This window comes from Pseudomonas migulae NBRC 103157 (assembly GCF_002091715.1).
In the GTDB taxonomy this organism is placed as follows: domain Bacteria; phylum Pseudomonadota; class Gammaproteobacteria; order Pseudomonadales; family Pseudomonadaceae; genus Aquipseudomonas; species Aquipseudomonas migulae_A.
Genome location: NZ_BDAG01000037.1, coordinates 48,378 through 73,625 on the forward strand (window position 1 = coordinate 48,378; position 25,248 = coordinate 73,625).

The 25,248-nt window shown below is 61.0% G+C and carries 25 protein-coding genes; 13 read left to right on the forward strand and 12 right to left on the reverse strand.

Annotated elements, in window-relative coordinates; genetic code table 11:
* Positions 1 to 89: 89 nt before the first annotated feature.
* From ligD to PMI01S_RS23840, 3 genes are read right to left on the reverse strand one after another with little or no spacing between them, the layout of a single operon-like run.
* On the reverse strand, positions 90 to 2,675 hold the full coding sequence (gene ligD / locus PMI01S_RS23830) for a DNA ligase D (protein ID WP_084322597.1): 2,586 nt from the start codon (positions 2,673 to 2,675) through the stop codon (positions 90 to 92).
* A gap of 3 nt (positions 2,676 to 2,678) precedes the next feature.
* The gene (locus tag PMI01S_RS23835; protein WP_084322598.1) at positions 2,679 to 3,671 is read right to left on the reverse strand and encodes a methyltransferase; all 993 of its coding nucleotides are present in this window, start codon (positions 3,669 to 3,671) and stop codon (positions 2,679 to 2,681) included.
* Positions 3,672 to 3,680: 9 nt separating this feature from the next.
* Complete coding sequence (locus tag PMI01S_RS23840) at positions 3,681 to 5,063, reverse strand: iron-containing redox enzyme family protein (RefSeq protein ID WP_084322599.1); 1,383 nt, start codon at positions 5,061 to 5,063, stop codon at positions 3,681 to 3,683.
* 195 nt (positions 5,064 to 5,258) lie between these two features.
* Here PMI01S_RS23840 and PMI01S_RS23845 point away from each other — a divergent pair, with 195 nt between their 5' ends.
* On the forward strand, positions 5,259 to 5,711 hold the full coding sequence (locus PMI01S_RS23845) for a cupin domain-containing protein (RefSeq protein ID WP_084322600.1): 453 nt from the start codon (positions 5,259 to 5,261) through the stop codon (positions 5,709 to 5,711).
* Between the two features lie 85 nt (positions 5,712 to 5,796).
* On the opposite strand, the gene PMI01S_RS23850 is transcribed toward PMI01S_RS23845, so the two are convergent.
* Complete coding sequence (locus PMI01S_RS23850) at positions 5,797 to 6,522, reverse strand: tellurite resistance TerB family protein (protein WP_084322601.1); 726 nt, start codon at positions 6,520 to 6,522, stop codon at positions 5,797 to 5,799.
* 1,228 nt (positions 6,523 to 7,750) lie between these two features.
* Here PMI01S_RS23850 and pcsA point away from each other — a divergent pair.
* The 3 genes from pcsA (at position 7,751) to PMI01S_RS23865 (ending at position 10,100) form a co-directional block, all read left to right on the forward strand.
* A complete protein-coding gene (pcsA, locus tag PMI01S_RS23855) occupies positions 7,751 to 8,473 on the forward strand; it encodes a phosphatidylcholine synthase (protein WP_084322621.1) in 723 nt (240 codons plus the stop codon).
* A gap of 6 nt (positions 8,474 to 8,479) precedes the next feature.
* Complete coding sequence (locus tag PMI01S_RS23860) at positions 8,480 to 8,866, forward strand: DUF488 domain-containing protein (RefSeq protein WP_084322602.1); 387 nt, start codon at positions 8,480 to 8,482, stop codon at positions 8,864 to 8,866.
* A gap of 307 nt (positions 8,867 to 9,173) precedes the next feature.
* A complete protein-coding gene (locus PMI01S_RS23865; RefSeq protein ID WP_084322603.1) occupies positions 9,174 to 10,100 on the forward strand; it encodes a universal stress protein in 927 nt (308 codons plus the stop codon).
* Positions 10,101 to 10,251: 151 nt separating this feature from the next.
* Here PMI01S_RS23865 and PMI01S_RS23870 read toward each other — a convergent pair whose 3' ends face one another.
* Both PMI01S_RS23870 and PMI01S_RS23875 read right to left on the reverse strand, forming a co-directional pair.
* Positions 10,252 to 11,064: a class I SAM-dependent methyltransferase gene (locus tag PMI01S_RS23870; RefSeq protein ID WP_084322604.1), complete on the reverse strand. Its 813-nt coding sequence runs from the start codon at positions 11,062 to 11,064 to the stop codon at positions 10,252 to 10,254.
* 36 nt (positions 11,065 to 11,100) lie between these two features.
* Positions 11,101 to 11,370 (reverse strand): DUF4242 domain-containing protein, encoded by a 270-nt coding sequence (locus PMI01S_RS23875; protein ID WP_084322605.1) that lies wholly within the window; start codon positions 11,368 to 11,370, stop codon positions 11,101 to 11,103.
* 182 nt (positions 11,371 to 11,552) lie between these two features.
* Here PMI01S_RS23875 and PMI01S_RS23880 point away from each other — a divergent pair, with 182 nt between their 5' ends.
* Together PMI01S_RS23880 and PMI01S_RS23885 are read left to right on the forward strand one after the other, a co-directional pair.
* Positions 11,553 to 12,542: an AraC family transcriptional regulator gene (locus PMI01S_RS23880; protein ID WP_084322606.1), complete on the forward strand. Its 990-nt coding sequence runs from the start codon at positions 11,553 to 11,555 to the stop codon at positions 12,540 to 12,542.
* Positions 12,543 to 12,583: 41 nt separating this feature from the next.
* Positions 12,584 to 13,042, forward strand: coding sequence for a GNAT family N-acetyltransferase (locus tag PMI01S_RS23885; RefSeq protein ID WP_084322607.1), 459 nt, complete (start codon positions 12,584 to 12,586; stop codon positions 13,040 to 13,042).
* A gap of 17 nt (positions 13,043 to 13,059) precedes the next feature.
* Here the strand turns inward: PMI01S_RS23885 and PMI01S_RS23890 are convergent, their stop codons facing one another.
* The 3 genes from PMI01S_RS23890 to PMI01S_RS23900 form a co-directional block, all read right to left on the reverse strand.
* Positions 13,060 to 14,289: a cytochrome c biogenesis protein DipZ gene (locus PMI01S_RS23890; RefSeq protein WP_084322608.1), complete on the reverse strand. Its 1,230-nt coding sequence runs from the start codon at positions 14,287 to 14,289 to the stop codon at positions 13,060 to 13,062.
* Between the two features lie 144 nt (positions 14,290 to 14,433).
* The gene (locus tag PMI01S_RS23895) at positions 14,434 to 14,646 is read right to left on the reverse strand and encodes a hypothetical protein (RefSeq protein WP_084322609.1); all 213 of its coding nucleotides are present in this window, start codon (positions 14,644 to 14,646) and stop codon (positions 14,434 to 14,436) included.
* Between the two features lie 48 nt (positions 14,647 to 14,694).
* Positions 14,695 to 14,955 carry a DUF2790 domain-containing protein gene (locus PMI01S_RS23900; RefSeq protein ID WP_084322610.1) on the reverse strand — a complete coding sequence of 87 codons (261 nt, stop codon included), beginning with the start codon at positions 14,953 to 14,955 and terminating at the stop codon, positions 14,695 to 14,697.
* Positions 14,956 to 15,261: 306 nt separating this feature from the next.
* On the opposite strand from PMI01S_RS23900, the gene PMI01S_RS23905 reads away from it, so the two are divergent.
* The 5 genes from PMI01S_RS23905 (at position 15,262) to PMI01S_RS23925 (ending at position 19,551) form a co-directional block, all read left to right on the forward strand.
* Positions 15,262 to 16,002, forward strand: a complete 741-nt coding sequence (locus PMI01S_RS23905) for a response regulator (RefSeq protein WP_017338028.1) — start codon at positions 15,262 to 15,264, stop codon at positions 16,000 to 16,002.
* Positions 15,999 to 17,306, forward strand: coding sequence for an ATP-binding protein (locus tag PMI01S_RS23910; protein ID WP_084322611.1), 1,308 nt, complete (start codon positions 15,999 to 16,001; stop codon positions 17,304 to 17,306). The genes PMI01S_RS23905 and PMI01S_RS23910 overlap by 4 nt, the downstream gene beginning before the upstream one ends.
* Before the next feature lie 82 nt (positions 17,307 to 17,388).
* On the forward strand, positions 17,389 to 18,021 hold the full coding sequence (locus tag PMI01S_RS23915; RefSeq protein WP_084322612.1) for a CDP-alcohol phosphatidyltransferase family protein: 633 nt from the start codon (positions 17,389 to 17,391) through the stop codon (positions 18,019 to 18,021).
* Positions 18,008 to 18,607, forward strand: coding sequence for a lysophospholipid acyltransferase family protein (locus PMI01S_RS23920; protein WP_084322613.1), 600 nt, complete (start codon positions 18,008 to 18,010; stop codon positions 18,605 to 18,607). Before PMI01S_RS23915 ends, PMI01S_RS23920 begins: the two co-directional genes overlap by 14 nt.
* Positions 18,604 to 19,551, forward strand: a complete 948-nt coding sequence (locus PMI01S_RS23925) for a phosphatidate cytidylyltransferase (RefSeq protein ID WP_084322614.1) — start codon at positions 18,604 to 18,606, stop codon at positions 19,549 to 19,551. The genes PMI01S_RS23920 and PMI01S_RS23925 overlap by 4 nt, the downstream gene beginning before the upstream one ends.
* 113 nt (positions 19,552 to 19,664) lie before the next feature.
* Here the strand turns inward: PMI01S_RS23925 and PMI01S_RS23930 are convergent, their stop codons facing one another.
* The 3 genes from PMI01S_RS23930 to PMI01S_RS23940 form a co-directional block, all read right to left on the reverse strand.
* On the reverse strand, positions 19,665 to 20,420 hold the full coding sequence (locus tag PMI01S_RS23930; protein ID WP_084322615.1) for an HvfC family RiPP maturation protein: 756 nt from the start codon (positions 20,418 to 20,420) through the stop codon (positions 19,665 to 19,667).
* Positions 20,413 to 21,252 carry an HvfB family MNIO-type RiPP peptide maturase gene (locus PMI01S_RS23935; protein WP_084322616.1) on the reverse strand — a complete coding sequence of 280 codons (840 nt, stop codon included), beginning with the start codon at positions 21,250 to 21,252 and terminating at the stop codon, positions 20,413 to 20,415. The genes PMI01S_RS23930 and PMI01S_RS23935 overlap by 8 nt, the downstream gene beginning before the upstream one ends.
* Positions 21,253 to 21,395: 143 nt before the next feature.
* A complete protein-coding gene (locus tag PMI01S_RS23940; RefSeq protein WP_084322617.1) occupies positions 21,396 to 22,730 on the reverse strand; it encodes an acetamidase/formamidase family protein in 1,335 nt (444 codons plus the stop codon).
* A 450-nt stretch (positions 22,731 to 23,180) separates the two neighbouring features.
* Between PMI01S_RS23940 and PMI01S_RS23945 the strand changes: the two genes are divergently transcribed.
* Positions 23,181 to 24,227, forward strand: coding sequence for a class I SAM-dependent methyltransferase (locus tag PMI01S_RS23945; protein ID WP_084322622.1), 1,047 nt, complete (start codon positions 23,181 to 23,183; stop codon positions 24,225 to 24,227).
* 174 nt (positions 24,228 to 24,401) lie between these two features.
* Positions 24,402 to 25,244 carry an NAD-dependent protein deacetylase gene (locus PMI01S_RS23950; protein ID WP_084322618.1) on the forward strand — a complete coding sequence of 281 codons (843 nt, stop codon included), beginning with the start codon at positions 24,402 to 24,404 and terminating at the stop codon, positions 25,242 to 25,244.
* Positions 25,245 to 25,248 lie beyond the last annotated feature (4 nt).

The following is a 25,248-nucleotide window of genomic DNA, read 5'->3' on the forward strand; positions in this document are numbered from 1 at the left end:
GTGTACCAGAGACATGGATGTCGACTGACACTTCCTCTTCGCGAGCAAGCCCGCTCCCACATTTGGACAGCGTCAGGACTCAGATCCTGCTACTTTTTCATCCCAACACGCCGCCGCATCTCGGCGGTGATCGCCTGTTTTGTTTTCTTCAGGTCGGCCCACGGCTCGTCGCCCACCTCGGCCAGGCGTTCATGCACATTGTGCACGTTCCACTGATTGCCGCCCTTGAGCCCGGCCACCTCCTCGCGAAAGATCGGCACCGACACCGGCAGCCCTTCTCGGGTGCGCGCGGCGTAAGCACAAATGGTGGTTGCTCCGAGGCCGTTGCGCAGGTAATCGATGAAGATCCGCCCCACCCGGTTTTTCGGCCCCGAAACTGCGGAAAACCGTTCCGGCAACAGCTTGGCCATGTGGCTGACGATGGCGTGACTGAAGTCCTTCACTTCATCCCAACCGAGCTTGCGGGTCAGCGGAACCACGAGGTGAATGCCTTTGCCGCCGCTGGTCTTGAGGAAAGCCCTGAGTCCCAGTTCATCCAGCACCGACAACGTCAGTTGAGTGGCCTCGACCATGCTTTTCCATGGCAGCGCCGGGTCCGGATCGAGGTCGAGAACGAAGCGGTCTGGCTTGTCGAGGTTGTCCGACGTGGCGTTCCAGGTGTGCAGCTCGACGGCGCTCATCTGCACGGCGCCAATCAGCGCTTCGGCGCTGTTGATGATCATGATCGGCTGGCCGGTGAGTTCCTTGTCGAGGGTGGTGATCCCCGGTATCGCCAGGCGCTCGGCGTTTTTCTGGAAAAACAATTCACCGGCAATACCGTCCGGCGCGCGAACCAGCGCCACGGGCCGGTCTTTCAATTCGGGCAGAATCCATTCGGCGACGCCGGCGTAATACTCCGCCAATTGCACCTTGGTGGTACCGCTGCTGGCGTCGATGATCCGGTCCGGGTGAGTGATCCGCACCTTGCCCTCGCCCAGGCCAAGTTGTGACGGCGCCGGCGCGGCTTTTTCCGAAGCGTTCCTTTGGCGGGTGACAGGTTTTTCTGCCGTGCTTTTCTTCACCACTTTCGGTCGTTCCTCGGTGATGTCTTCGGCCGGTTTGTCGTCACGCAGGCCATGGAACACGGCGTGACGAACCGAGCCTTCCTTGGTCATTTCGGCGAAGGCAATTTCAGCCAGCAGAACGGGTTTGAGCCAGTGCACGCCTTTGGCGTCAAATCCGGACGGTGGATTGACGACTGAAGGCTTCTTCGTCTGCAACGGTTTCAGTTGTTCGTAGATGCTTTCAAGCGTTGTCTCGTTGAAGCCAGTACCGACCTTGCCAGCATAACGCAGCTCACCGCTGTCACGATCGTGCAACCCCAGCAGCAACGCGCCAAACGCATTGCGCGCCCCTTTTGGATCGGTGTAGCCGACCACCACAAACTCTTGTCGATGTTTGCACTTGAGCTTGATCCAGTCACTGCTGCGACGCGACACGTAAGGCGAGCCCAGGCGTTTGCCGATCAACCCTTCCATCTGCATCTGGCAGGCACTGTTGAGCAAGGCGTCGGGTTCTTCGGCGAACGCGTCGGAGAACCGCAGCAACGGGTTTTCATTGGGCTTGAGCACCGTCGCCAGCGCGACCCGCCGCTCTTCGACCGGCACCTCGCGCAGGTCCACGCCATTGAGGTAAGGCATGTCGAACAGGTAGTAAAGAATGTTGCCGCTGCGCCCGGTGTCGAAGGCGTTTTGCAGCGCTTGAAAGTCCGGCACGCCTTGCTCGTTGGCCACCACCATCTCACCGTCGAGCCAGGCGGATTCCAGTTGCAGCGATGCCAGCGCCTCGGCTTGTTTCGGCAGTTTTTGGGTCCAGTCGTGACCGTTGCGGGTGAACAGCTTGACCTCGCCATGATCGATGCGAGCCATGATCCGGTAACCGTCGAACTTGATCTCATAGCTCCACTCGCCGTCCGGGGCTTTTTCCACCAGCGTCGCCAGTTCGGGTTTGATCAGGTCCGGCAATGCCGCTTTGTGCGCACCGGTCAGTTGCGCCGACAGTTTTTTTTCCGCAACTTTGCGCGCCGGTTTCTTGATAGGTTTGGGCTTGTCCGCCGCTTTCGATTTTTTTGCAACGATGGTCCGGTCACTGAGGACGCTGTCCGGCTCGGCGGCGACCACGTCGTAATCGCTTTCGGGTTTGGCCGCGCTGTCCTGATGTTTGATCAGGAACCACTGCTCCTGCTTGCCCGGCATGTGCGTGCGCACCAGGTTCCACAAGCCACCGAGCTTCTCGCCTTGCAGCTCGAACTTGAGCTTGCCCTTGGCGTAGGCCTTGGCCGGGTCTTCCTGCGGAATCCACACGCCACGGTCCCAGACAATCACGTCACCGGCACCGTAATGCCCTTCGGGAATGCTGCCCTCGAACGTGGCGTAATCAATCGGGTGGTCTTCGACATGCACCGCCAGGCGCTTGACCTTGGGGTCCAGCGAGGGGCCTTTCGGCACCGCCCAGCTCTTGAGCACGCCATCGAGTTCCAGGCGAAAGTCGTAGTGCAGGCGCGAGGCGTCGTGCTTCTGGATACAGAACTGCAAGGCGTGATCTTTCGCGGCTTTCTTGCCCGAACGTTTGGCGGCCGGTTCGGAGGTCGCCGAGAAGTCACGCATGCGGTTGTAGTCATCCAGATTCTTGTTCATGGCTCACTCACCCGTGGCTGATTCAACGCTTCCTCCGATGCCCGGATCAAGCCGCGTGACGATCAGCGCGACCACCGCGATTCGCTCCACCCGTTGGTAGCCCGGCATCAACAGCTCTTCGCCGAACACGTCGGGATCGATCTCGCGATAGGTCCAGCCGAACCGTGCCGAATCCAGGTACGGCGCCAGCGCGGCGAGAAACGGATCACAGCCGTCGACCATCGCCACTCCCGTGTACAACACCAGCGAACCGCCTGTGGTCAGCCGGTTCAGCGCCTGCTCGACAATACGCACCGACAACTGCGCGCCAAGCGCCCCACCGCCGTGGCGATAGGCACGCTCGGCGGGGTCGGCCATGTAGGGCGGATTGGCGACGATCAGGTCGAATGTGCCGTCGACATCCTGCAGCACATCACTGGCTTCGATGCTGACGTTGGCCACTTCGGCGAGCGCTGCGTTCACAGCCGTCAGGCGTAGCGCCGCCGGGTTGATGTCAACCGCCAGCACCTCGGCCTCACGCCGTGCGCGAGCAATCACGATAGCGCCGACGCCAGCGCCGCAGCCGATGTCGACGGCACGTCTGACCGGCGCAAAGCTCTGTTGCAGATGGGCGTGAATCAACTGGGCAAAACGGTAGGTATCCGGGCCAAAGAACACCGCGTCGGCCGCGTCCGTGGGGAATCCGGAATGCACGAACAACAGGTCATCGAGGCTGGACCAGCGTACGTGGCTTTTCAGCCGGCCATTGCTCTCTTCGAGAACGCCCGCCTGTTGCAATTGACGCTGTTCGTCCGTGGACAACAGCCCCGGTTCGAACGGCCGCGACCACCCGAACACTTCGCGCAGGGTCCGGGCACTTTGGCCGAACGCGCGGTCATTGACCCGCTGATGGGTCAGCGGCGTGGGCGTGATAAAGCGGTAACCGTCCGCCTGCAAGCGGCGCCCCAATTGCAGCAAGGCCAGATCCGCAGCACCCAATTGTTCTTCCTGATTCATGCCGTGCTCCTATCGAAGGCTGGATTTGAGTTCGATGAATCGCCGCGTGGCCATCAGGCCGGCTGGATGGGCGTGTCGATGGGCGGACAGCCACGGAATCAACACCGGCATCTGCTCGGCGGCGGACAAGCCTTCCAGCGCGGTTAGCAAGGTCTGGATGTCCGGGTCGCTGGCGGGCAACGCCGGTTCGACCGCGCCACTGCTGACGCGGCGCGGCGCAGGTGTTGAACGCTCCGCTGCCCAGTCACCGGAGATCCAGTCGTGCAACAGTTGCTTTTCATAAGGGCTGAACACACCGAACATGGCCGCGCCGTCACCCTCGATCAATTGCCAGAAGCGGCTTTCCTGGGGATCCTGATGACGTTTGATCCAGCCCTTTTTTTCCATGGCGGCGAGAAATCCTGGCAACTGCTCCGGCGATGACAGCCATTGATTGACGGTCTTGCCCTCGAACCGGCAGTAGTCGGAATGCATGTGCTGGCCGAACGGGCGTTTGCGTTCCAGCATATTCAACACCTCAGCGTAAAGGTCGAACGACTCGATAATCGCCCGACTGCCCTGCCCCAGGTCATTGAGCCGATATCCCAGCGCGACCCTGCGCAAAAAGTCCTCGCGATCGCCTTCGATCGGTAGCAGTTGCAGCACCGATTGCACGGCTTTTTGCGCATGGCCGGTACTGGCGTTGTCGATGGTCACGTGCAGGGTGAAGTAATACGGATCGATGCCCAGTTCGCTGAGCTCGTAGGCACTGATCAGCAGGTGCAGCGGCAGCTGCTCGTAGCCGAGGTTGTAGCCGATCACCTCTGGCAGAAAGTCGTCGGCACATTCGCCCAGCGCCAGTTGAATCGCGCCTTGCAGGTAATGTTCGTCGGCAATGACGCCGGTGTCCACGCCCAGTTCGGCCAGCAGTTTGCGGTAGATCACCACATGATTCTGCGCCGGATTGCCATCGCCCAGCTCTTCCAGATAGGTGCAGATCAGCCCTTCGAAACGCGGGTCGCGCCAGTGCTGCAGCAGGCCGTACAACCAGGCACCGTCCACCCGTTTGGTCGGGCTGACAGCTTGCAGGAAGAACAGCGCGTGCGCCTTGTTGCTGAAAAACTGCCGTGGTCCGCCCTCCTTGCGGGCGCTCAGATAATCAGCGTATTGGCGCGCCACTTCAGTGCTGTGCTGTTCAACGAAAGTTTGCAGGGCCGACAGATCTTCCGGCATCTCTTCGGGCAGGTCTGCGGCTCGTTGCAGTTGCGCTTGCAGGAACATTTTGCCGATTGCGTGGCGTTGCTCGGCATCGTCGCCCAGCAGCAGCTGCTCATAGCACTGTTTCAGGCTGCCGGCAGTGGGGATGGCGTGCTCGTGGGCAGGTCGGGATTCGAGTCGTGTCAGGGCAGTCATGGGCGCATCTCTCGGTCTGTGGCCAGTGGCAGGACGCTGAATCAACACGTCTCTATTTCAGCAGAGCGATTTGCCCGGAGAAAAATTCAATCCGGGTTGAAATTGCCCTGACAGACGGCCCTGTGCCGCTGCACCCGGCGCGGGCTCGAATGAATATACTCAACCGGGTGTGGACTCATCCTCGGGAGAGCAATCATGCGAACGGTTCACGTCATCGAGTCTGGAAAAACCCCCAGACCGGTCAATGTCGTGGGTGAGGCGATCACGATTCTCGCGGGCGGTGATCTGAGCAAACCCTTTGAAGTGCACATCCAGGAAGGCGTGCAGGGAGGCGGCCCGCCCCCGCACTTTCATCCTTGGGATGAGGCGTTCTACGTAATTGACGGGCAGGTGCAAGTGACGGTCGAGGGCGCCTCCACTACCGTCTCGGCCGGCGGTTACGTGCATATACCCGCTGGGTCCATCCATGCCTACAAGAACATCAGCGCCACGGCGAAGATGATCGGCGTGGTGTCTGATCCACGGGGCGGCCAGTTCTTTGCGGCAGTGGACCGGCTCAGGGTGCCGGAGGATTTGCCGCAAATACTGGAGATTGCCCAAGCGTATGGGGTGACGTTTTTGCTGCCGAAATTACCGCAACCCGTGTAGACGCCAGGCTTGCCGGCGAAGGCGTACAGACAAGCGCTTTCGCCGGCGAGCCTGGCGCCTACGAACAAGCCTCCAAATAACCAGGTCAGGCGGCGCCGCCCTTGGCCTGCTGTTCCAGATGCACCTGCAAATCCGGATCGATCTGCAACGCTGCCGCCAGTTCATCGAGGTAGCTGCGTTCGGCGTCCTGCTGGTCGTCCACCAGCATGACGCTGGCGAGGTACATTTCCGCGGCTATCGCCGGGTCCGTTGCCGACTGCGCCACATCGGCGGCATCGAGCGGGCGGGCGACTTCATCGTCCAGCCATTGCTGCAGTTCCGGGTCATCGGTGTGGCGGCCGATTTCGGTGCTGATCATGTGCTTTTCGGCGTCATCGATCCGGCCATCGGCCTTCGCCGCGGCTATTAATGCTCGAAGGACGGCGTGGCTGTGATCCTCGACTTCCGGGCCGGATAACAGGTCCACGGTGCGGGGTGCCTGTTGCGGCGCGGCCGCCTGGCTGCGTTGCCAGGCTTGATACGCTTGAAAAGCCATCATGCCGAGGGAGGCCAGCGCCGCGTAGTGGGTGCCGCCACCGGAGCGTCGCTGGGGCGAACCGCCCATGGCTGAGCCGCCGCCGAGCAAACCTCCCAGCAACCCGCCCAATCCGCTGTTTGCACCGGCACCGCCGCCCAGCAGGCCGCCGAGCAATCCGCCAAGACCGCCGCCCATGCTGCCCATGTCGCCCTGGGAAGGTACGCCGCCACTTTGCTGCGTCATTGAGCCCTGGCCGGCTCGCAAGAGTTGTTCGAGCAAATCGCTGGTGTTCATGACGACGTCCTCATTGGTTGGAGTTTTCCAGTCAGGCAACGATAGTCCTCGCAGGCTATTGCGCCAGCACCGTTTGGCTGACGTTGCGGTCGCCCTCCTTTAATACGTGATGGTGTTTGCTTGGGGTTAGTGTTCAGGTGATTGGGGGTATATCCGTTGCTGCGGTAACGGCCGCTATGGGTTCCGCCCTTACGGCGGGTTACTTGGAAAAGCGCCAAGTAACCAAGCGCTTTTGCCCCTTTCGTTCGGTGGCTCGCTAATGCTCGCCATGCCCTCGTTCCGGTCCTGCTCCGTGGGCCCGCCGCCATCGGCCATCCATGGCCGGGGGCGGCTAACCCGGCATCCATGCCGGGTTGCCCACTGCGCAGAACCTCCACTCGGCCTCACGAGGGGGCGATCACCGCCACAGCACCGCGAGGCGGCCTGCGGGCCGACCTGGGCTTCAAGCGGGCGCGCTTCGCTCATTTGTCGTTTACATCCCTCTTGAGCAACTCCCACAGGGGATTTTTTGGTGGACATGAGATTCGTGTTCACCGCCGATGACCTTGATGCACATCAGGTCGGCTATCAGGCCGCCTCGCTTTGTTTTTGATCTTGATCTGCCCCGTCGGAAGGCCGAGCGCAGGTTCTGCGCAGTGGGCACCGCGGCAAGGATGCCGCGGCAAGGATGCCGCGGTAGCCGCCCCCGGCCATGGATGGCCGATGGCGGCGGGCCCACGGAGCAGGACCGGAGCGAGGGCATGGCGAGCCTTAGCGAGCCACCGTACGTCAGGGGCGCAGGCGCTTGGTTACTTGGCGCTTTTCCAAGTAACCCGCCGTAAGGGCGGAACCCATAGCGGCCGTTACCGCAGGAATGGATATGTACACCATCAAAACCTACGGCGCCTGACGCTCAGCCATCGCTAGCAAGCCAGCTCCTACAGGGGGTCCGGGTACATCCGTGGGAACAGAGGTCGTCTGTCCGGCCGCCTTCGCGCGCAGGCTCAATCCCACGGGGGTTCCGGGGACATTCCCCATCGCCAGGAATGTCAGCCCCACTCAAGGATTTCCTTACGTGAACAGCCTCTAGATTAATCCGAAGTATTTTTTGGCGTCCCAGCTAAGATTTACGGACGGTGAACCTTATTCCCGGATTTCCGGTCGATACCTGCAACCCGACCCGGTTTGCCGCCGCCCTCGATAAACGAGGGTGATGACTGGCTTGCTTCACTTTTTGGAGAACGCCCCCGTGATTTCGACTCTACACATCGCCAGGCTCAAAGCATGGGGCGCCCATGGTTTTACCGCCACAGGCGTGGTCACTGCCTTCCTCGCGACCCTCGCCCTGCTGGAAAACCAGCCCACCGACTGCCTGCTCTGGCTGGGGGTCGCCCTGATCGTCGACGGGCTGGATGGTGCATTGGCGCGCAAGGTCAATGTCCAGTCGGTGCTGCCGAGTTTCGATGGTTCGATCCTCGATCTGGTGATCGATTACCTGACGTATGTGTTCATCCCGGCGCTGTTCATCTACCGCTACATCCCATTGCCGGACTACACGCTGCTGCTGACCGTGTCACTGATCCTGGTCTCGTCACTGTTTTGCTTTTGCAACATCAACATGAAAAGCAAAGACAACTACTTCCAGGGCTTCCCCGCCGCCTGGAACGTGGTTGCGCTGTGCCTGTACATCATTGCCCCGTCGCCGTGGATCACCCTGCTGACCGTCATCGGCCTGGCGCTGCTGACCGTGACCCGAATGAAGTTCCTGCACCCGTTCCGCGTACGCAAGTTCATGCCGATCAACATTGCCGTGACCGCCATCTGGTTGTTGTGCAGCTTGTCGCTGGTGATCAACCACCCGGTGATCAACCCGATGGTCATGGGGCTTTGGCTGCTGATGTCGGCTTACTTCCTGGGGATCTGCATCTGGCGTACGGCGCTGGAGTGGTTTGACGGGTCGCGCCACCGGTAAGTCGCCATGCCCATTCATATCGTACGACTCGGTTCACCCCGCCTGCCCGATGAAGGCCTGCGGTTAGGCACGGTGCGCCGCCCGCCTCGCGGCGTGCCGAAAGCCGAGTTTGCCCGCCGCGATTTTTATGACGTGTGGCAACCGCTGCTGTCGCCCAGTGTGGAGCTGGTTGCAGAGGCAAAAGCCGCGGAGGATGAGAAAGCCTGGGAGGCTTTTCGGCGCAAGTTCAAGGCTGAGATGAATCATCCTGCCGCCAGCCAGTTGCTCGATTTGTTGGCGGCCCTCTCCCATCAAACCTCGATGGCCGTCGGGTGCTATTGCGAGGTTGAAGCGCACTGCCATCGCTCTGTATTGCGCGAGTTGCTGCAGGCACGCGGCGCCAAAGTTGTATAGGTGGCGCTGACACCAAAGATCCCCTTGTGGGAGCGGGCTTGCTCGCGATAGCGGTGTGTCAGTCGATGTAGATGGCGACTGACACTCCGCTATCGCGAGCAAGCCCGCTCCCACATTTAATCGATGTTACCCAGCAGTTTTGCGCTCGGCACGAACGTCAGCTTCCGCCCACCTGACGGACGGGACGATGATCATGGTCAATACTTGAATAATTGAATGCCTGTCGAATGACCGTGCATCGGGCGGCAATGTCCAGGCTGTTGCAAAGGGACCGTCACCTGCTCGTTCACCCCACGGGAGGTTTGTCATGTCTGAGCAATCACGTTTCATGCTGGTCGCCTCGCCCCTGATGGAGCACAGCCCCGCCTTCGACCGGGCCGCGGCGCTGGCCAAGGCCGAAGACGCGGCGCTGCACATTGTGGCGTTCGATTATCTGGAAGGCCTGGCGACCGCCAGCCTGGTCAACGAAAAAGCGCTGGAGCAAATGCGCCTGGGCTATGTCGATCGACACCGGCAATGGCTTGAGGAACAGGCCCGGCCCTTGCGCAAGATCGGCGTGAAGGTCACCACCGAAGTGACGTGGGTCGAACGTCCGCTGGAAGAAATCCTGATTCACCTCAAAGAACAGCCGATGGACGTGCTGATCAAGGCGCTGGAGCCGCATTCGATGCTCTCAAGGCTGATGTTCACGCCACTCGACGTGCATCTGCTGCGGGAATGCCCGGTGCCGCTGCATTTCGTCAGCCATGCCGTGCATGCCCTGCCGCGCAGGATTGTCGCGGCGGTCGACCCGTTTCATCGGGATGATCAGTACAAAAGCTTCAACGACCGGATCCTTCACGAAGCATTGAAACTGGCGAGCGCCTGCAATGCCGAACTGGACGTGGTCTACGCCTACGACCTGTCATCCATAAGCGCCGACGAATTCGGTTTCGACAATGGTTCTGCGTTTTTCTCGTCGGCCAAGGCCAGAACCGTGTTCGACTACCAGGAGGAAGCCTTCCACGAACTGGTCGAACGCAACGGCATCGCACCGGAACAGCGGCACATGATCATGGGCAACCCGGCCAAGGTGCTGACCCGCTATGCCGATGCCTTCGACGTCGACGTGATTGTCATGGGCCGGATCGGCCATCGCGGCCTGGGGCGGCTGATCGGCAGCACGGTGGAGCACCTGCTGTACAAAATGCCGTGCAGTGTCTGGGTGGTATACACCGAGCGGCTGGATGAGTAACTAATCGACCAGACACTACACATCCAATGTGGGAGCGGCGGTGCGGCGATCCGACTTGCTCGCGAAGGCGGTCTTTCAGTCGACAATGATGTCGCCTGACACTCCGCCTTCGCGAGCAAGCCCGCTCCCACACTAGTATTGTGTTGCCAGTTCAACGCTTTGTAATCACCACTTCAAGGTATTCACTCGGCACCACCAGCGACTTGTCACCCGCCCGGTTCATGCGGTTTATCAGCTCGGTCAGATCCTCTTCAAGGGCCTTGGCGCCTTCTGGTGGCAGCGCCGCGAACGCCTTGTGGACCGGGCCGTACCAGGTGCGGAACGTGTCGATGAAATGCGCCGCCGAGCGATAACGAAAGTTGAAGAGCCGCCGGGTCACCTGGAGCAAAAAATCCCGCTGATCGAAGTGCGAATGCAGCCAGGCCTCGTTGCCCCAGTTCGACGGCGGTTGAGCCCCCGGCGGAGGCGGCAGGTGACGGCCCAGGGTTTTGAACATCTGGCCGACAAAGCCTTCGGGTGTCCAGTTGGCCAGGCCGATCCGGCCACCGGGGCGACAGACCCGTGCCAGTTCCGCAGCCGCTTTTGCCTGGTCCGGTGTAAACATCACCCCGAAAGTCGAAAGCACGGCATCGAAACTGCCATCCTCGAAAGGCAGCGCCTCGGCGTCGGCCACTTGAAAGGTGACTTCCAGGCGTTCCGCCCGGGCCCGGTCTTCGCCACGCTCCAGCAGTGCAGCCACATAGTCGGTGGACGTGACGTGAGCGCCGCGGCGCGCGGCCGCCAGCGTCGCATTGCCGTTACCGGCGGCGACGTCCAGCACACGTTCATCGCACAGCAGGTCGCAGGCTTCGGCCAACTGTTCGCCGACAATCTGCAAGGTGGTGCCGATCACGGCATAGTCGCCGCTGGCCCAGGAGGCCATCTGGCGGTTTTTCAGGGCAGTGAGATCAATGGGTGTACTCATTAAATCCGCTCCGTTACAGGATGGAACATCCCCGGCTTATTCTGCCGTGGTGGGATCGATGATGGATGTGACACGGGAAATGCTGTTGGCCGGAAAACCGCTCTGCCTGGCGTGTTCCCTGATCAACTCTTCGCTGGGCGAGATGTACACGCAATAGAGTTTGTCGCCGGTGACATAACTCTGCTGCCACTGCACCTGCGGCAAATCGCGCAACGCCCTGCAGGACTTTTGCGAAGCCGCTTTCAAATCCCTTTCTGACAGTGTTCCTGCGCCCGGAATCTCGCGTTCAATGACGAACTTCGGCATGGCAACCTCTCATTCTTGTTATTGATGACAGGGCTGGCTAACCCTGTGTGATCACTATCGCGCTGCTGGCCGGGTGCGTCCTGCCCGATCGTCGGCCAACCCTGTCCGATCGTCCGGAGGTTTCGCGTTGCGCCGCGACAGGCTCACAATCAAAAGCTGCCCGCCCACAGGGGGAAACCATCATGGACGCCCTGTCCCAGACCCTGCGCGTCGTCCGCCTGGTCGGCGCGATTTTCATCAACGCCAGGTTCTCCGCGCCCTGGTGCTACCAATCGCCGAGCGCCGATACGGCAGCGCCGTTCCTGGAGCCCGGCGCCGAACGCGTGGTGATCTTTCACTTGATCACCGAAGGCGAGTGTTACGTCGAACTCGGCGATGATCCGCCCCTGCTTCTAAAGGCCGGCGATGTGGTGGTGTTCCCCCAGGGCGACGCCCATCGCATGGGCTCGGCGCCCGGCCTCAAACCGGCAACAGGTGCGCGGCTGGACGTGGTGCTGTCCCGGCGTCCGCGGCAGTTGAGCTATGGCGGTGGCGGTGCAGTCACGCGGCTGGTGTGCGGCTATCTGGCGTGCGACACGCGGTTGGCGGGCATGTTGCTGACCGGGTTGCCGGCCGTGGTGCGGGTCAATGTGCGCGGCTCGAATGCCGGTATGTGGCTGGAATCGTCGGTTCGTTATGCACTGGCCGAAGCGCGCTCGCCGAGGCCCGGCGGCGAAGGGGTTCTGGCCAAACTGGCCGAGGTGCTGTTCATCGAGGTGTTGCGCCTGTACATGCACGAACAGGGCGAAGGACGCACCGGATGGCTGGCGGGCGTGGGAGACCGGATCGTCGGCGCGGCCCTCAATGCGCTGCACAAAAAACCCTGCCACGCCTGGACACTGGATGAACTGGCGCGCACCGCCGGCACCTCAAGATCGGTGTTGGCCGAACGCTTTCAACAACTGGTGGGCATTTCGCCGATGCAGTACCTGACGCAATGGCGGATGCTGCTGGCGGCCAACCTGTTACGCAGCAGCAACAGCTCTTTGTTGCGCATCGCCGAAGAGGTCGGCTACCAGACCGATACGGCCTTCAGCCGGGCGTTTCGTCGTGAGTTCGGAGCACCGCCTGCGGCGTGGCGACGAGGTCAGGTTGCTTCACGGGACAGCCTCGGGATTGCCGCTACGCCGTGAATCGGCTCTTATGTGCCTCCGACTTTTGAAAGGATTCAACCATGACTCGCCTGGACTGGCTCGCCGATCACCCGCAGCACAGCGACACCTTTGCTGCCTGGATCCATCGGCAATTTCACTACGAATACGCGGAACAACCTCTGCTCGACTGGCAACGGGAATTTGCCGAGGGCCAGATCAACGGTGACTGGAAATGCCTGATTGCACTGGAAGGGGATCAATTGAAAGGTGGCGCCGCGCTGGCCAAGGCAGATCTGGCCCAGCGCCCCGATCTCGGCCCGTGGCTGGCCTGCGTATTCATCAGCCCCGAAGCTCGGGGAAAGGGCCTGGCGGAACGTTTGATCGAAGGTATAGGCGAGGAAGCGAAAATCAGCGGTGTGGCGAGAATCTATCTGCACACCCAAGACAAGCACGATTACTACGCCAAACGTGGCTGGGCGGTGCTGGATCGTTTTCGCGCCTGGGATAAAGAACAATGGCTCATGGTGCGAGACCTGTGAGCCATTGATCTTTCGGTTTATGCCGCTGGCGCGGGGGCTTTGGCGTCTGCCTTGGCCTCTTCCAGCAGTTGCTGGATCATTTTCTCCTGAGTCTCGTAGCGACCTTCACCGAAGTGGGTGAAACGCACCTGCCCCTTGGCATCGATCAGGTAGTGAGCGGGCCAGTACTGGTTATCGAAGTTGCGCCAGATCGCGTAGTTGTTGTCGATGGCCACCGGGTAGGTGATGCCGAGCTTCTTCACCTGATCCTTGACGTTGCCGATGATGCGTTCGAAGCCGTACTCCGGGGTGTGGACGCCAATCACCACCAGGCCATCCTTCTCGTATTTCTTCGCCCAGTCCTTCACATAAGGCAGGGTGTGCTGGCAGTTGATGCAGTCGTAGGTCCAGAAGTCCACCAGCACCACTTTGCCTTTGAGCGAGTCGTTGGTCAGGGCGGGCGAGTTGATCCATTCGACGGCGCCGGACAACGACGGCATGGCGCCTTGGGCATTGCCCTGGGTGGTGTCGGCCTTGACCTTGCTGACCAGGTAATCCACCACTTTCGGTACGCTTTCCAACACACCTTTCTCGAGGGTGCTGACGCCTTCGGACGAAGTGCCGGCCAGCAGGGTCTTGTCGGCGCCGGTGGAAATCACCACCGCGGCGGCCAGTACCGCAAACCCGGCCCCCTTACGCAGCCAACCGGTGACCGGAATCGATGCTTTCAAGCGATTGACCAGGCCGCGGCCGGCGAAAATCAAGGTGCCCAGGGACAATGCGCTGCCCAGACCGTACGCCACCAGCAACAGACTGGTTTGTGCGTTGGCGCCTTGCAACATGGCACCGGTGAGGATCACGCCGAGGATCGGCCCGGCGCACGGTGCCCAGAGCAGACCAGTAGCGACGCCGATCGTGACCGAACCCAATGGGCCGGACATTTTCCGGGTTTGCGGATCGAGGCGGTTGCCCAGCAGTACGAACGGGCGAGCCAGCCAGCCACCGACCCGTGCGGAAATCAGCGACAGGGCGAACAGACCCATCACGATCAGGGCCACGTGACGGCCGGTGTTGTTGGCTTGTACCACCCATTCGCTGCTGACTACGGCCAGGCTGGAAATCAGGGCGAAGGTCAGGACCATGCCGCCGAGGGTGAGCAGGATCGACGAGCGAGTGCGGTCAACGCCGGCGAACAGAAACGGCACGACCGGGAGGATGCAAGGGCTGAGGACGGTCAATATGCCGCCCAGGAAAGCGATGAGAAACATGAGGATCACCTAATGCATTAGAGGGTGGCAACACGCCCCTGTAGGAGCCGGCTTGCTGGCGATAGCGATCTGGCAGTCACATCGATGTTGAATGCGCTGCCACCATCGCCAGCAAGCCGGCGCCTACAGTGGAACGGCGTGGCTTCAGGCCGTCTGCTCATCCAGCAACTGGCCTTGTGGCGTGCGGCTGGAGCCGTCCTGTGCCAGGAGGGCGTTGGTGCCCTGCTCGCTCACCGGGGTCAGCTGGAAGCAGGTGCTGCTGCCGCAGGTGCTTTTTTCAACAGCGGCGTTGGCATGGGCGGCCGCGCCGGCAAGGGCGAAGGCGGCGGCGGTCAAGAAGCGGGTTACGTTTTTCATGATGTTTTTCCTGTTTCAAAGGGGATTGGCAATCGGTCAGCGAAGGACTCAGTTGTCTGAATCGCAGTCAGCAAATTTGCGGTAGTCCAGGACCTGGGTTTTGTTCTGGGAATCCAGGTACGTCAGGTGGGCGTCTACAATCCCGCAGGAATTCGAGGCGTCCTGTTTCAGCGACACCACTTTCTTGATGTCCAGGTGCGTGCCGTAGGAGTAGGTTTTCGCGGTGACGTCTGCTTCGGCACGGGCCGACAGGGTGCAGATGTTCAGGGCGGCAAACAGACAAGCGGCGTAGATGGCTTTGGTGTTCATGACGGTTTCCTCAAGGCTTCAATAAGTAGGTCGTTCAATTGAGCCGAGGCGGTTGGGTGTGCCTCGATGGAACCTATTAGAAGCCTGCGAGGTATCTCGTCTGTGTCGAAAACCGGCGCCTGTAAATCGGTACGTATCAAAGGGGCCTGCGGATACACAGCGATACAAACCCCCTGAAATCCGGCGTTTTTGCGTCCATGTGTATCCGTCGATACACCAGATACACTGCAATACAAAGGGTGGCGGGCGAACGGGCAAAGGCTCGGTAGACTGTGCGTCATCCCCCATATTCAGAGGCTTGGCCCCATGGAACACGTCGATCACATTCTCATCGTGGACGATGACCGCGAGATTCGAGAGCTGGTAGGCAACTACCTGAAGAAGAATGGCCTGCGCACCACCGTCGTCGCTGATGGCCGGCAGATGCGCGCGTTCCTGGAGTCCACGCCGGTGGACTTGATCGTGCTCGACATCATGATGCCGGGCGACGATGGCCTGATGCTGTGCCGCGAGATCCGCGCAGGCAAACACAAGGCTACCCCGGTATTGATGCTCACCGCCCGCAACGATGAAACCGACCGCATCATCGGCCTGGAAATGGGCGCCGACGACTACCTGGTCAAGCCGTTCGCCGCCCGTGAACTGCTCGCGCGGATCAACGCGGTGTTGCGCCGTACGCGGATGCTGCCGCCGAACCTGGTGGTGACCGAAAGCGGACGCCTGCTGGCGTTCGGCCGTTGGCGCCTCGACACGTCGGCCCGTCATCTGCTCGATGACGACGGCACCATGGTCGCCCTCAGCGGCGCGGAATATCGCTTGCTGCGGGTGTTCCTCGATCACCCTCAGCGCGTGCTCAATCGCGACCAGTTGTTGAACCTGACCCAGGGCCGCGATGCCGATCTGTTCGACCGTTCCATCGACTTGCTGGTCAGCCGCTTGCGTCAGCGCTTGCTCGACGATGCGCGGGAACCGGCCTACATCAAGACCGTGCGCAGTGAAGGCTATGTGTTTTCCCTGCCGGTGGAAGTCCTCGGAGCGCCATCATGAAACACTCACTGCGCTGGCCTCGCACCCTCGCCTCGCGGCTGTCGCTGATCTTCCTGATCGGCCTGATTCTGGCGCAGGCGTTGTCTTTCGGTGCGCAGTACTACGAGCGTTACGAAAGCGCGAAAAACACCATGCTCGGCAATCTGGAAACCGATGTCTCGACCTCCATTGCCATCCTCGACCGCCTGCCGGCCGAAGAACGCATGAGTTGGTTGAAACAGCTGGATCGCCGCAACTACCGCTACTTGCTGAATGAAGGCTCGCCGGGTACGGCCATGAGCGATACGCCGATTGCGATGACGTCGATCAAGGACGCCATCGGCAAGGACTACCCGATGACCGTGACCGACATTCCAGGCCCGGTAAAACACTTTCAGGTGCACCTGAAACTGGCCGATGGCAGCCCGGTGACCATCGACGTGCGTCCGTCAATGGTGCCGCTGTCACCCTGGTTGCCTGTCGTCTTGCTGGGCCAATTGTTGCTGATGATTCTCTGCACCTGGCTGGCCGTGCGAATCGCCATTCGCCCCCTCACCCGCCTCGCGCAGGCAGTGGAGACCCTGGACCCCAATACCCACGCCGTGCACCTGGATGAAAAAGGCCCGACCGAAGTCGCTCATGCCGCCATGGCCTTCAACGCCATGCAGGCGCGCATCGCGGCCTATCTGAAAGAACGCATGCAACTGCTGGCGGCGATTTCCCACGACCTGCAAACCCCGATCACCCGCATGAAACTGCGCGCCGAGCTCATGGACGACTGCAGCGAAAAAGACAAACTGTGGAACGACCTCGGCGAAATGGAGCACTTGGTCCGTGAAGGCGTGGCCTATGCCCGCAGCGTCCATGGCTCCACCGAAGAGAGCCGCCGCACTGATCTGGATTCGTTCCTCGACAGCCTGGTGTTCGACTATCAGGACGTGGGCAAAGACGTGCAGCTCAGTGGAAAAAGTGAAACCGTCATTGATATCCGGCCGCACGCATTACGACGCGTGCTGGTGAACCTGACGGACAACGCGCTCAAATTCGCCGGCGCGGCGGAGTTGCGAGTGGAATCGAAGCCTGGCGGCAGTTTGTCGGTAAAAGTGATGGACCGCGGCCCCGGGATTGCCGAAGAAGAACTGGCCCACGTGATGGAACCGTTCTACCGCGTGGAGAATTCACGTAACCGCAGCACCGGCGGAACCGGCCTGGGCCTGGCGATTGCCCAGCAACTGGCGCTGGCCCTCGGCGGCTCGTTGACATTGAGCAACCGTGAAGGCGGGGGTTTGTGCGCGGAGTTGAAGCTGCCAACCCGACCTTTGTAGGAGCCGGCTCCTACAAAGTTTGCGTCGTCGGCAAAATCTCGGTACACAGGTCCCGCCACTCATCTTTATATGGACATTGCTAATGGATGAAAACAGAAGACCCATCAAGACGCGTTCTGCGGGGTGGGCCAGACGCATCACCGATATGTTGGTGAAAAGGGACCTCTCCCCCAATCAGATCTCCGTGGCCAGTATCGCCTTCGCACTCGTTGGCATCGTGGCCCTCAACATCGATAACGGCATTGCCGGCTCGATCCTCTGCGCGATCGGCATTCAGTTGCGCCTGTTGTGCAACCTCTTCGACGGGATGGTCGCGATCGAAGGCGGCAAAAAATCCGACATTGGCAGCCTCTACAACGAATTCCCCGACCGGATTGCCGACAGCCTGCTGATTGTCGGGCTCGGGTATGCCATCGGCTATTCGGACCTTGGCTGGTTTGCGGCACTGGCTGCAGCACTAACGGCGTATGTGAGAGTGTTTGGCGGTTCGATCGGTCTCAAGCAAAGCTTCATCGGCCCGATGGCCAAGCAGCACCGGATGGCAGTCATGACGGCCGGGCTGCTGCTGAACGCCGTCGAAGCGGGCGTTTATGGCAGTCATTACGTACTGCTGATTGCGCTGGTCATCATCGCCATCGGCTCCGCCGCGACCTGCGTCACGCGAACGCTGGACATTTCCAAGCAGCTCAAAGGTGCCGCCCATGTGGATCAGTAATGCGTTGATTTCGGTGCTTCGCTTCCTCATTGGCGTCACGGCGAGGTGGGAAAGCCCACCGGATCTTTCGCGTCAGCGCATCTATTTCGCCAATCACACTAGCCATATGGACACCCTGGCAATCATCGCAGCCCTGCCACCGGAAGCCCGAGTGAACGTGAAACCGGTTGCGGCCGCTGACTACTGGGGAAAGAACAAATTTCTGTCATACATCTCGCAGAAAGGCCTGAATGCGGTGCTGATCGATCGCAACCCCGCGCCTGGCGTCAACGTACTGGAGCCGATTTTCGACGTGGTGCGCGCCGGCCATTCGATCATCATCTTTCCGGAAGGCACGCGCGGCAGCGAGGCGTTGCCCGGTCCGTTCAAATCCGGCCTGTTCCGCTTGGCCGAGACATTCCCTGAGGTTGACCTGGTGCCTATCTACCTGGAAAACCTGCATCGCTCCATGCCAAAAGGCAAACACGTCCCGCTGCCCATCATCTGCACGATCCGTATCGGCGATCCGCTGCAACGGATCAGCGGCGAGGAAAAACAGGTGTTTCTGGATCGGGCGCGTGACGCGATTGTGAGGTTGTCTGAATGAATCTTGATGAAAAGTTTTTGTGGTTCTTCGGCGCCATTGCCGCCCTGTTGGCGATCGCTTCGATCATCGGCCGGATACTCGCCAAGCGGGCGACGACAGAGGGCTCGATCTCGACCATCGAAAACCTCAACCAGCGCGTAAATGCCTGGTGGGGGATGGTGATCATTTTCTTCGTGTCCTACCTGCTGGGCGGGAACGCGACGGTCATTCTGTTCGGCTTCATTTCCCTGTTCGCGCTCCGGGAATTCATCACCCTGACACCGACCCGGCTTGGCGACCATAACGCGCTGTTTTCGGCGTTTTTCATTCTGATTCCCCTGCAATACATACTGATCGGCACCCACTGGTATTCGCTGTTCACGCTGTTGATACCGGTGTACGCCTTCCTGCTGTTGCCGGCGATTGCGGTGCTGAGCCAGGACACCGACGCCTTCCTGGAACGGGCGGCCAAAATTCAGTGGGGCGTGATGATTTGCGTCTACTGCATCAGCCACGCGCCGGCACTGTTACTGCTGGATCTGGAAGGCTTCCAGGGCCAGAACGCGCTGCTGCTGTTCTATCTGGTGTTCGTCGTGCAGTTGAGTGACGTGTTGCAGTACGTGTTCGGGAAGCTCTTCGGCAAGCACAAGGTTGCGCCGCTGGTCAGCCCGTCGAAAACCGTGGAAGGCCTGGTGGGTGGCGGCTTGTCTGCCACGCTGATTGGCGGCTGCATGTTCTGGATGACGCCGTTCAGTTTCTGGCAGTCGCTGATGATGTCGTTTGTCATCGTGGTGATGGGCTTCCTGGGCGGGCTGGTGATGTCGGCAATCAAGCGCAGCCTCAGCGCCAAGGACTGGGGCACCATGATCAAGGGTCACGGCGGCATGCTCGACCGGATGGACTCGATCTGCTTTGCGGCGCCGATCTTCTTTCACCTGACGCGGTATTTCTTTTCCGCCCAATAAATAGCGCATCCCCCTGTAGGAGCCGGCTTGCTGGCGATTGCATCACCGAGGTGAAGCTGTCACACCGCGGTGCTCGCCTCGCCAGCAAGCCGGCTCCTACAGGATGTGCGGTGTTATTGCGATCCAACCACCCCTTCCCCCTGCATCTGCCGCAACAACGCCGCCCCGCTGTCGATGAAATCCTGCGACCCGGCTGTTCCCGCCTCAACCGCCAACCCCTCCAGCTGCTCGCGCCCGTTCAGCTCGGGAAACTCTCCAATGCGCTGCAACAACCGCCACGCCAACGGGCTCAATTCGGAAAACTTCACACTCCAGTCTTCAACCCGACGCACCAGCAGCAACGTCGGCTGGGCCGGTACAGCGTCCGGTCGATAATCCGGTCCGACCAAGTGCACCGGCCAGGCATACGCCAACGGCCAGGCCAGCGGCGAAACCTGCAACGGTCGATCCAGCAGCGCCCCGGCATCGCTCGCCGGCAACGGCTCGGCCTCGGATTGCTGCAACGCCATCTCGACCCACTCGTAATGCGCCAGTTCCACCATGAAGGGCGGCCATGGTCCGTCGTTCAACGCCGGCGGTTGTGCGGCGAGAAACTCGACGAATTCCTGGGCGATCTCACCGAATTTCGGCGTGTGCGCGCGGTAGTCCCGCAGGAAAATCCGCACCAGCGAACGCCAGTGCTCATTACCCAGAATCTTGATCAGCACCGGAAAAGTGCCGCTGAGCAACATCGACAGGTTGTTGAAAATCAGCTCGCGGTAAACCTGTGCCCGAGCCACATCCATCCCGGCCGGCGGCGCGCAGTGCTCGGGGTCGCGCAGGTAAAGACCGAGGGTGTTCTGCTGCTGAAACAGGGTTGGTTTATCCACGGTTCACCCCCTCGGTCTGCAAGCGGCGGATGGTCTGCAATTCGGCGACCAGTTCAGAGAACGCAGGGAAATTGAAATCCCGCTCGAGCAGCGTCGGTTGCGCGCCGAACCGGGCATAGGCCTCGGCCAGCAACGACCAGACCACCGGTTTCACCGAGGCACCATGAGTGTCGATTTTCAAGGTGTCGGATTCATCGAAATGCCCGGCTACGTGCATCGCCACCACTCGGCCGGAATCGATGCCCGCCAGAAAAGCCTGCGGATCGAAACCGTGGTTGATCGAGTTGACGTACACATTGTTGACGTCCAGCAACAGGTCGCAATCAGCTTCGCGCAGCACGGCATTGGTGAACGTCAACTCGTCCATGTCCTGCTGTGGCGCCGCGTAATAAGAGACGTTTTCCACCGCCAGACGCCGGCCGAGGATGTCCTGGGACTGACGAATGCGTGCGGCGACGTGCTGCACCGCTTCTTCGGTAAAGGGCAACGGCAACAGGTCGTAAAGGTGACCGTCATCGCTGCAGTAGCTCAGGTGCTCGCTGTACAGCGGCACGTTGTATTGATCGAGAAAACCCCGGACTTCCTGTAAAAACCCGACGTCCAGCGGCGCCGGCCCGCCCAGTGACAGCGACAGACCGTGACAGGACAACGGATACCGTTCGGCCAGGGCGCGCAACGCCGCGCCATGGGCGCCGCCGATGCCGATCCAGTTCTCCGGCGCGACTTCCAGGAAATCGAAATCGCCCATCGGGGCAGCCTGGAGGTCCTTCATTAAACCGCGACGCAGGCCAAGTCCGACGGTCGCTTTCGCTGAGGTGATGGGGGTCTGCATGATGTCGATCTCAAGGGTGTCAGAACGTATTCACAGTTAACCGAAGCGGTGTATCGGGCCTGTGTTCCGTTCCGGCAGAAAATCGCAGCGGTTGTATCGCCGGCGGGTCTGTACACACTTCGGTACAGACCCTGCGGCGGGCGTTACGCCAGGTCGTATTTCTCGCGCACCAGATGGCCGATGCCGAGGCGATCCAGCACGTTCATCGGGCACAGGAACGTCACGCGCACGGTGCCCGGCAAGCGGCTGATGTCGATGGAGCCGGTGATGGTCGCGCGGTTGAGCACTTCGTCGTACGGCAAGCCAGTGACCGAGGCGGCGCGTTTCAAGCCGTTCTCCACCGCTACGTTGAGATTTTCGCCACTGCCGATGAAGGTGATCGGGCCGCTCTCTTCGATTTCATGCTGCCCCCAGCGCTCGCCCAGTTCGCGGACTTTCTGCCGCTGCCGGGCATTCATTGGTCGGGCCATCGGCGGCAGATCGTCGAGGTTTTGCAGGAGGATCGGGCCTTCCAGGGTCAGGTTCTTGATCACTTCGACCTGCACTTCGGTTTCCCCGGAGCAGTCGGTGGCGTGCCCGGCAATTTCGCCGTTGCCCTGCTGGGCGTGCATGTCGCCCATGTAGACACCGGCGCCGGGGACTTTCACCGGGCAGATCAGCACGCAGCCTTCGCGGATCGAGTTGGTGTCCATGTGACCGTCGGTCTTGGCCGCGTGCAGTTCTTCGCGGGTCATGCCGAAACGGTGCGGCGCGCCGATCAGGTACTGACCGAAATCGGCGCAGTTGTGCGAGTCCGGCAAATCACGGGACGGCGTAGTGCCGATGTTGCCGAGGAACGGTCGCATGTGCGCGGCGACGCCGGGAATGTCGGCGCGGGCCAGGGACAGGATCGAATGCTGGGCGGCGAGTTCCGGCAGCGCCGACATCTCGCACGCATTGCCGGCCAGTTGATTGGCGATGTCCTGATTGACGGTCAGACTGACCTGGTTCTGCGCATCGAACACGATCACGTAACCATGGCTGAAACGGAACGCGCTGACTTCTGCGCCACAGTTGTTGCAGCGAATCGAATCCTCGCCAATGCCCTCAACGTAGCTGGCCGGGTGTTCGGTGCCGCATTTGCTGCAGAATTTAGAAACGAACGGGTCGCCGTTGTATCGGCCTTCGACAAAACTCATCACGCCGGACGAGGTGGCCAACGAAGTGACGCGCATGCTTTTGATCTTGATCGCCACGGCATCGCCTATTTCGGCGCCGGCGATGGCCACCGGTTGGGTGACTTCATGGCCGCCCTCGAAGGCCGGCGTAATCATCGGCCCCCAACAGCCCGGCGGCGTGCCGGTGATCAGGGTGCCGCCATCGGCCAATGGGCCGAGCATCGGCTGGCTCGGGCCGATGAGGCCGTTGGTGTATTGGTCGACGCGCAGACGATTGATGGGTGTGGTTTTCAGGTCGGTTTCAGGCAGGAGCGTGGTCATTGTTGTCCCCTTCACGGTGTATAGGGTGCCAAACGGCCTACGCAGTTCATCGCAGGTTTGTATCTGGGCTGTGTTCGGCGGTGGCCCGGTATTGAGGGGAAATGTATCAATCAGGAGTCGGGATACATTGGGATACATGCGACGTTCGCGGTCACCGCTGAACCCTGTGGGGGCGGGCTTGCTCGCGAAGGCGGCCAATCAGTCGGCAATTATGGTGTCTGACACGCCGCCTTCGCGAGCAAGCCCGCTCCCACAGGGTTCAGTGTGAAATCAGACATTGCCGTCACAGGCGCTTTCGTCGCTCCAGACGGCGGCGCATGTTCCGCGAACTAAACTTAGTGCACTCAGGACGCGGTTATTGTCCTGTTCATTCCCACGATCACCGCCCAGAACCGAATGCCTCGAAAAACAATGCCTCTGGACCGTGATCCTGCTGAAGGAGCACACATGATGGACGAGGCCAGACTCAACGATTTCATGGGCAAACTGGTGAACGACATGGGCGGCGCGGCCATGCTCGCCAACGTCATACTCGGCGAAGAGCTCGGGCTGTACCGGGCCATGGCCGACAGTCAGCCAATCACCCCCGAAGCACTCGCCGACAAGACCGGCTGCAACCCCCGTCTGCTGCGTGAATGGCTCAGCGCCCACGCCGCTTCCGGCTATATGGAACACACCGACGGCCAGTTTCGTTTGCCGGAAGAACAAGCCCTGGCCCTGGCGATCGAAGACTCACCGGTCTACGTGGCTGGTGGTGTCGGGGTGGTCGCGTCGTTTTTCCATGACAAGGACAAACTGGTCAACGCCATGCGCGGCAACGGCGCCCTGGCCTGGGGCGATCACCATCCATGCATGTTCAGCGGCACAGAGCGATTCTTCCGTCCCGGCTATAAAGCGCACCTGGTCGCCGAGTGGTTACCGGCCCTCGAAGGCGTCGTCGCCAAACTGGAGGCTGGTGCCAAGGTCGCCGACATCGGCTGCGGCCATGGCGCATCGACGGTGATCATGGCCAAGGCGTTTCCAAACTCGCGGTTCGTCGGCTTCGACTACCACGCCCCGTCCGTCACCGTCGCCACCCAGCGCGCTGAAGAAGGCGGCGTGACCGGCCGGGCGCGGTTCTTCCAGGGCACGGCAAAAAGCTATCCGGGTGATGACTACGATCTGATCTGCTATTTCGACTGCCTGCACGACATGGGCGATCCGGTGGGCGCGGCCAGGCACGCTTATGATTCACTGAAACCGGACGGCACGGTGCTGCTGGTGGAACCGTTCGCCAATGACAAGCTCGACGACAACGTCACCCCGGTTGGCCGGCTGTTCTACGCGGCCTCGACCTTTATCTGCACGCCGAACTCCCTGTCCCAGGAAGTCGGTCTCGGGCTCGGTGCCCAGGCGGGTGAGGCGCGGCTGCGTAAAGTGTTTACCGAGGCAGGATTCAAGACGTTCCGTCGAGCCACGGAAACGCCGTTCAACCTGATTCTGGAGGCGCGCAAGTAAACATCCCACCTGTAGGAGCCGGCTTGCTGCGGGCGGCGTTCCGACGATTGCATCACGGAGGTGAAACAGCCACACCGCGGTGATGCAATCGTCGGAACGCCGCCCGCAGCAAGCCGGCTCCTACAGGGTTCAGTGCTACCCTGCAAACACCCCAGGCCCACCGGAGTGTTGAACATGCTCGACAGCCGCACCCGCGAACAACTCGACCGGCTCCAGCAGCTCATGGCCGACCAACCGTTTGTGGTCCTGACCGGTGCCGGCATCAGCACCCCGTCGGGCATTCCGGACTACCGCGACAATCAGGGCGTACGGCGTGGCCGGCAGCCGATGATGTACCAGGAGTTTCTCCGTGCACCGGAATCCCGCCGCCGTTATTGGGCGCGGGCGATGCTCGGCTGGCCGCGGGTGCGCCTGGCACAACCGAATGTGGCGCACGAGGCGTTGGCCAGTCTGCAAAGCACCCGGCGGATCGGCGGATTGATTACCCAGAACGTCGACACCTTGCACGACCAGGCCGGCAGTCACGACGTGATCGAACTGCATGGCAGCCTGCACCGGGTGTTGTGCCTGGACTGCGGACAACGCAGCGAACGCGATTCGATCCAGCAGTTGATGGAAGCGCAGAACCCTTACTTGGCCGGTGTCGACGCGGTACAGGCGCCGGATGGCGATACCTTGCTCGATTCGGCGTTCGAGGCGCGGTTCCAGGTGCCGCAATGCCCGCATTGCGCGGGTGAACGGATGAAACCGGATGTGGTGTTTTTTGGTGAGAACGTGGCGCAGGTGACGGCGGCCAAGGCGATGGCGGCGGTCGAGAAAGCCGCGGGGTTGCTGGTGGTCGGATCGTCGTTGATGGCGTATTCGGCGTTCCGGTTGTGCCGGGCGGTGGCGGATCAGGGGAAGCCGCTGATCGCGATCAATCTGGGGAAGACGCGAGCGGATGACCTGCTGGACCTGAAGATTGAAGCCTCCTGCGAAAAGCTGTTGCCGCTGCTGGCTCAGCGCCTCTCTTCCTGACCCC

Coding starts and splice junctions, on each gene's coding strand:
- PMI01S_RS23910 (WP_084322611.1), top strand. CDS start 15,999: ATGAAACACTCACTGCGCTGGCCTCGCACCCTCGCCTCGCGGCTGTCG.
- PMI01S_RS23850 (WP_084322601.1), bottom strand. CDS start 6,522: ATGAACACCAGCGATTTGCTCGAACAACTCTTGCGAGCCGGCCAGGGC.
- PMI01S_RS23950 (WP_084322618.1), top strand. CDS start 24,402: ATGCTCGACAGCCGCACCCGCGAACAACTCGACCGGCTCCAGCAGCTC.
- PMI01S_RS23915 (WP_084322612.1), top strand. CDS start 17,389: ATGGATGAAAACAGAAGACCCATCAAGACGCGTTCTGCGGGGTGGGCC.
- PMI01S_RS23870 (WP_084322604.1), bottom strand. CDS start 11,064: ATGAGTACACCCATTGATCTCACTGCCCTGAAAAACCGCCAGATGGCC.
- PMI01S_RS23920 (WP_084322613.1), top strand. CDS start 18,008: ATGTGGATCAGTAATGCGTTGATTTCGGTGCTTCGCTTCCTCATTGGC.
- PMI01S_RS23895 (WP_084322609.1), bottom strand. CDS start 14,646: ATGAAAAACGTAACCCGCTTCTTGACCGCCGCCGCCTTCGCCCTTGCC.
- PMI01S_RS23945 (WP_084322622.1), top strand. CDS start 23,181: ATGGACGAGGCCAGACTCAACGATTTCATGGGCAAACTGGTGAACGAC.
- PMI01S_RS23890 (WP_084322608.1), bottom strand. CDS start 14,289: ATGTTTCTCATCGCTTTCCTGGGCGGCATATTGACCGTCCTCAGCCCT.
- PMI01S_RS23860 (WP_084322602.1), top strand. CDS start 8,480: ATGCCCATTCATATCGTACGACTCGGTTCACCCCGCCTGCCCGATGAA.
- ligD (WP_084322597.1), bottom strand. CDS start 2,675: ATGAACAAGAATCTGGATGACTACAACCGCATGCGTGACTTCTCGGCG.
- PMI01S_RS23905 (WP_017338028.1), top strand. CDS start 15,262: ATGGAACACGTCGATCACATTCTCATCGTGGACGATGACCGCGAGATT.
- PMI01S_RS23840 (WP_084322599.1), bottom strand. CDS start 5,063: ATGACTGCCCTGACACGACTCGAATCCCGACCTGCCCACGAGCACGCC.
- PMI01S_RS23885 (WP_084322607.1), top strand. CDS start 12,584: ATGACTCGCCTGGACTGGCTCGCCGATCACCCGCAGCACAGCGACACC.
- PMI01S_RS23925 (WP_084322614.1), top strand. CDS start 18,604: ATGAATCTTGATGAAAAGTTTTTGTGGTTCTTCGGCGCCATTGCCGCC.
- PMI01S_RS23880 (WP_084322606.1), top strand. CDS start 11,553: ATGGACGCCCTGTCCCAGACCCTGCGCGTCGTCCGCCTGGTCGGCGCG.
- PMI01S_RS23935 (WP_084322616.1), bottom strand. CDS start 21,252: ATGCAGACCCCCATCACCTCAGCGAAAGCGACCGTCGGACTTGGCCTG.
- PMI01S_RS23900 (WP_084322610.1), bottom strand. CDS start 14,955: ATGAACACCAAAGCCATCTACGCCGCTTGTCTGTTTGCCGCCCTGAAC.
- PMI01S_RS23940 (WP_084322617.1), bottom strand. CDS start 22,730: ATGACCACGCTCCTGCCTGAAACCGACCTGAAAACCACACCCATCAAT.
- PMI01S_RS23845 (WP_084322600.1), top strand. CDS start 5,259: ATGCGAACGGTTCACGTCATCGAGTCTGGAAAAACCCCCAGACCGGTC.
- PMI01S_RS23835 (WP_084322598.1), bottom strand. CDS start 3,671: ATGAATCAGGAAGAACAATTGGGTGCTGCGGATCTGGCCTTGCTGCAA.
- PMI01S_RS23865 (WP_084322603.1), top strand. CDS start 9,174: ATGTCTGAGCAATCACGTTTCATGCTGGTCGCCTCGCCCCTGATGGAG.
- PMI01S_RS23875 (WP_084322605.1), bottom strand. CDS start 11,370: ATGCCGAAGTTCGTCATTGAACGCGAGATTCCGGGCGCAGGAACACTG.